Below are 4,473 nucleotides of genomic sequence, written 5' to 3' on the forward strand. Positions count from 1 at the left end.
TCGGGCACTTCAGGACCTTGGCGCTGGGGTGGGCCCGCTTGCCTCGTGCTTTGATGGCTCCGGGCGGGGTTTTCCCGGCACGCGGCAGGGATGACGTCGGATAAGGGCGACGCCTTGTCCTCCAACCGCGCCGATCCCCGCATCCAAATCGCGCATGATACCGAGGCCGAAACAAGCTAGGCGGTTGCCTCGAGCGCGCGTAGCTTCGCCCCAACATCTCCGGGGGGAGCAACATGGCCACCATCGACGCAGCGTCCGCCACCGCACGAGCACGGCCCGAGCGCACACGCTTCTTCTCGCGCAGCGCCCTGTTGATGCTGGCGATGGTCATTCTCGCCTTCCCGACGACCTATTTCGCGCCGGTGCTGGCCGGGTCGGGCAAGTTCGCGCCGATCTTCCACATCCACGGCATCGCCTTCTTCACCTGGATCTTCCTCTATGCGTGGCAGACGCACCTCGTCGCCGAGGGGCGCATCGCGCGCCACCGCGAGTTCGGGCTGGCCGGGGTCGCGCTGTCGGGGATCATGGTGCCGCTGGGCTTCGCGCTGGCAATCGCGGCGATCGAGCGGCGGCTGGCCAATGGCGATCCGCATCCGTTCGACAACACGCTCTACAACATGGTCGACATCATCAGTTTCACGCTGCTGATGACCGCGAGCATCGCCTCGGTCACGCGGCATCCCGACTGGCATCGTCGCTTCACTTTCGCCGCAGCGACGGCGCTGGTCGGTCCGGCGATCTCGCGCTGGTTCTACGCGACGCCGATGCCCGCCTTACCGCCATTCACCGACTTCGCGCCCAATCTCATCGCCGATCTGTTCCTGGTCGCGTTAGCGGCGCACGATCGCCGGACGCTGGGGCGCATCCATCCCGTTACGCTGGGATGCCTGATCGTGATGGTGCCGATCCACCTGCTGACGCCGTTCGCGGTGTCGAGCGCGTGGTGGCGGAGCATCGCCCCCGGCCTGCTGACAATGGTCAAGATCACGCCGGGGATGGCGGGGTAACGCGTCACCCCGGACTTGTTCCGGGGTCCAACCCTCCCCAACGGAATCCGTCGGTTGCTGCACGTTGGATGCCGGACCAAGTCCGGCATGACGATTGGGACGCTGGCGATATCCTGTCGCGGTCTAGAGCATTCCGATCTGCGTCATCCAGCGTTCGACCAGTTGCGGCCAAACGCCCACCGGCTCGTCCTTCTTGCGCAGCCCAAAGCCATGACCGCCCTTGGCGAACAGGTGCATTTCGGTCGGGACGCCCGCTTTATCGAGCGCGCTGGCGTACATCAGGCTGTTGCAGATCGGGTCGGTCGGGTCGTTCCACGCCTGGGCGATGAAGGTCGGCGGGGCTGCCTTGGTGACGGACAGGCGGGGATCGAACGATTTGCCGCCATCGCGGCACATATGGCCCGGATAGAGCGCGACCGCGAAATCGGGGCGGCTGCTGACCCGATCGATCGCGTCGACCGGTTTGTAGGCGGGGCTCAGGATGTTGCTGGTCTGCGCGACCAGATAGCCGCCGGCGGAAAAGCCCATCACGCCGATCTTGCCGGGGTCGATGTTCAACTCCTTTGCCCGGGAGCGCACCAGCCGGATCGTCCGTTGCGCATCCTGCAGCGCGCGCAGCACCTTCGGCGTGATCTGGCGCTTCAGCCCGGCGTCCCAATAATCGTTGCCGCCCGGCACGCGATATTTCGAGACGATGCAGGTGATTCCCCTGGCGGTCAGCCAGTCGCAGATCTCGAAACCCTCGAGGTCGATGAATACTTTCTGGAAGCCGCCGCCGGGAAAGACGACCACGGCCGTCGCGCTATTGCGGCCCTTGGGCGGCACGATCGTCATCGTCGGGATAGCGATATTCAGCACCGCTTGCGACTTGCCGCCGAATTCGAGTGGTTCCTTGAATGTCTGAACGCTTTCGGGCGGTTGCGGCTTGAGCGTGCCGTCGGGCGGACTGCCGGGCCAGATCGGCAGTTGCGTCAGCCCCGCCGCCGGCTGCCAGACTCCGAGCACCGGTGTCGGCGGGCCGTTCGGGACAGGAGGTTGCTTGGTCGATTGCGCGACGCTCGGGGCGTCGCAGACCGCGCCCACCAGCGCCAGAGAGCAAGCGAGCGGCAAGGCGAGACGGCGCACGGTGATTCTCCCGGAAGGCGGACCGCCGCAGCTTCCGGTCGCGCTTTGCGCCGTGCAAGCTTTTCTGCGCGCCGCCGCAGCTTGTTGTGGATAAGCGCCACCCCAGATTTGCGCATCGGGGCGCTTCGCCCCTAGGACGCGTCCATGACCACGCACACCACTCGCATGCTCATCCTCGGCTCCGGCCCCGCCGGTCTAAGCGCCGCGATCTACGGCGCGCGCGCCGGGATGGAGCCGATCGTCGTCCAGGGCATCCAGCCCGGCGGCCAGCTCACCACCACCACCGATGTCGAGAATTATCCCGGCTTCCGCGAAGTCATCCAGGGTCCGTGGCTGATGCAGGAAATGCAGGCGCAGGCCGAGCATGTCGGTACGCGCATGATGTGGGACACGATCGTCGAGGTCGACCTGACCAAACGCCCGTTCCGCCTGATCGGCGACGGCGGCGACGTCTATGTCGGCGACGTGCTGGTGATCGCGACCGGCGCCCAGGCCAAATGGCTCGGACTCGACAGCGAGGAAGCGCTCAAGGGCAAGGGGGTCAGCGCGTGCGCGACCTGCGACGGCTTCTTCTATCGCGGCAAGAAGGTGGCGGTGATCGGCGGCGGCAATACCGCGGTCGAGGAGGCGCTGTACCTCACCAACCATTCGCCCGATGTGACCCTGATCCACCGCCGCGACAACTTGCGGGCGGAGAAGATCCTGCAGCAGCGGCTCCACGCCAACGACAAGATCAAGGTCTTGTGGAACAAGGAAGTCGAGAGTTTCGTCGACGGCGGCGGCACGGCCGGGCTGGTTGCGCTCGACCTGCGCGACACGGTGACCGGCGAACTGTCGCGGCTCGATGTCGAGGGCGGGTTCGTCGCGATCGGACACCATCCGGCGACCGAGCTGTTTCGCGGGCATCTCGAGCTCGATGCCGACCATTATATCAAGGTCGAAACCGGCTCGACGCGCACCAGCGTGCCCGGCGTGTTCGCCTGCGGCGACGTGATGGACAAGGTCTATCGCCAGGCGGTGACCGCCGCCGGCACCGGCTGCATGGCCGCGCTCGACGCCGAACGCTTCCTGGCCGAGGCCGATTTCGAGAAGGTCGCCGAAGCTGCGGAGTGAGATCAAGCGATTAAGATTATCTGATTGCTCGATTTTTTAGCTCAGGCGGCCGAGCAATTTACCCTCCCCGGCGAAGGCTGGGGCCCAGTATCGATGAACGATCGAAGGCGGGATGCCTTCTCGAACGACGCTGCGGCTGGGCCCCGGCCTTCGCCGGGGAAGCGTGATACGGCAAGGGCGCGTCAGAGCGCGCGAACCGCCGCCAAAATCCGCTCCCGCAGCCATTCGCTATCACCCGGCCGCGCGAAGCTGTGGCTGTCGGTGTCGCGACGGTGGATCGCATCCGCTTCGCGCCACGCGCGTTCGAACCGGATGGCGGTATTGTCGCGCTGGGCGAGCAGGATCGTCCGCGGGGTGTCGATCATCGCCACCGCCATGCGCGCGGCAATCGGGTTGTCGGATTCGCCCGACTTGGCAGAAGCCTTTCGCAACCCCTTGATCGCCTTGCCGATATTGATACCGCCGGATAGCGCCCGGAGCCATTGCCGCGGGTCGCGCAGGCGGCTGGCATAATGCGATCGGATCGCCGATGCCGGGGGCAGGGCATCGCCTTCGTCGCCGAGCCAGGGATTGGCCAGCACCAGGGCGTCGATCCCGGCCTCGCGATGAAACGAGGCCAAAGCGGTCGCGGCGTCGCAATTGCCGAAGCCGATGACGCGTTTCACTTGTGGCGCGAGCGTGCGGAACGTGCGGGCGGCCGCGGCGATATCGGGGCCGCTCTGCTCATAGCCGAGATTGGCGCCTTCCGAATCGCCGATCCCGCGGCGATCGAACCGGAACACGGGCACGCTGCTCGCCGCGAGGTCGGCGGCGAGCAGCGCCATGCCGCGATGCGCGCCGCAACGCAACTCGTTGCCGCCCGAGACGATCAGCAGGCCGGTCGCACCCGGCGCATCGTCGAGCGTACCGATCAGCGTGTCGCCTTCGCAGGGGAAAGCGATCAACTCGCGCATCGGGCGATCCACTCGGCGATATCGTCGGCGATCAATTCGGCCAGCGCGGGATTGTCCCCCGGTTCGCTCTGGCGCCACAACGGCGCGCCTTCGACCTTGCGGTCGGCGACCGCCGGGTCGGTGTCGAGGCGAACGACGCGGACCACGCCGTCGCGCACGCAGTCGGCGGCGTTGAGGTCGCGGAGCAGCGGGCGCGACAGGCGATTGCCGGCGATCGTCACCGGGCCGCCTTCGTCATTGTAATTGCCCAGGTCGATCTCGATCGGCGCGCCGGC

Annotated in this window: 4 protein-coding genes and 1 pseudogene; 2 read left to right on the plus strand and 3 right to left on the minus strand. The window is 66.6% G+C overall.

All coding sequences use genetic code 11. The features are described from left to right. Positions 1 to 233: 233 nt before the first annotated feature. The gene (locus ACTHJR_RS05615) at positions 234 to 1,007 is read left to right on the plus strand and encodes a hypothetical protein (protein ID WP_440522142.1); all 774 of its coding nucleotides are present in this window, start codon (positions 234 to 236) and stop codon (positions 1,005 to 1,007) included. Between the two features lie 123 nt (positions 1,008 to 1,130). Here the strand turns inward: ACTHJR_RS05615 and ACTHJR_RS05620 are convergent, their stop codons facing one another. Next, complete coding sequence (locus ACTHJR_RS05620; protein WP_440522143.1) at positions 1,131 to 2,132, minus strand: alpha/beta hydrolase; 1,002 nt, start codon at positions 2,130 to 2,132, stop codon at positions 1,131 to 1,133. Between the two features lie 144 nt (positions 2,133 to 2,276). On the opposite strand from ACTHJR_RS05620, the gene trxB reads away from it, so the two are divergent. Then, entirely contained in the window at positions 2,277 to 3,245 is a 969-nt protein-coding gene (gene trxB, locus ACTHJR_RS05625) for a thioredoxin-disulfide reductase (RefSeq protein ID WP_440522144.1), read from the plus strand. A gap of 182 nt (positions 3,246 to 3,427) precedes the next feature. Here trxB and ACTHJR_RS05630 read toward each other — a convergent pair whose 3' ends face one another. Both ACTHJR_RS05630 and ACTHJR_RS05635 read right to left on the minus strand, forming a co-directional pair. Then, positions 3,428 to 4,198: a hydrolase 1, exosortase A system-associated gene (locus ACTHJR_RS05630; RefSeq protein WP_440522145.1), complete on the minus strand. Its 771-nt coding sequence runs from the start codon at positions 4,196 to 4,198 to the stop codon at positions 3,428 to 3,430. After that, positions 4,186 to 4,473: pseudogene (locus ACTHJR_RS05635) on the minus strand (hypothetical protein); the annotation flags it as partial. The gene ACTHJR_RS05630 and the pseudogene ACTHJR_RS05635, both read right to left, overlap by 13 nt.

It is taken from the genome of Sphingomonas sp., assembly GCF_051962185.1.
GTDB lineage: Bacteria > Pseudomonadota > Alphaproteobacteria > Sphingomonadales > Sphingomonadaceae > Sphingomonas.

Coding starts and splice junctions, on each gene's coding strand:
- ACTHJR_RS05615 (WP_440522142.1), top strand. CDS start 234: ATGGCCACCATCGACGCAGCGTCCGCCACCGCACGAGCACGGCCCGAG.
- trxB (WP_440522144.1), top strand. CDS start 2,277: ATGACCACGCACACCACTCGCATGCTCATCCTCGGCTCCGGCCCCGCC.
- ACTHJR_RS05630 (WP_440522145.1), bottom strand. CDS start 4,198: ATGCGCGAGTTGATCGCTTTCCCCTGCGAAGGCGACACGCTGATCGGT.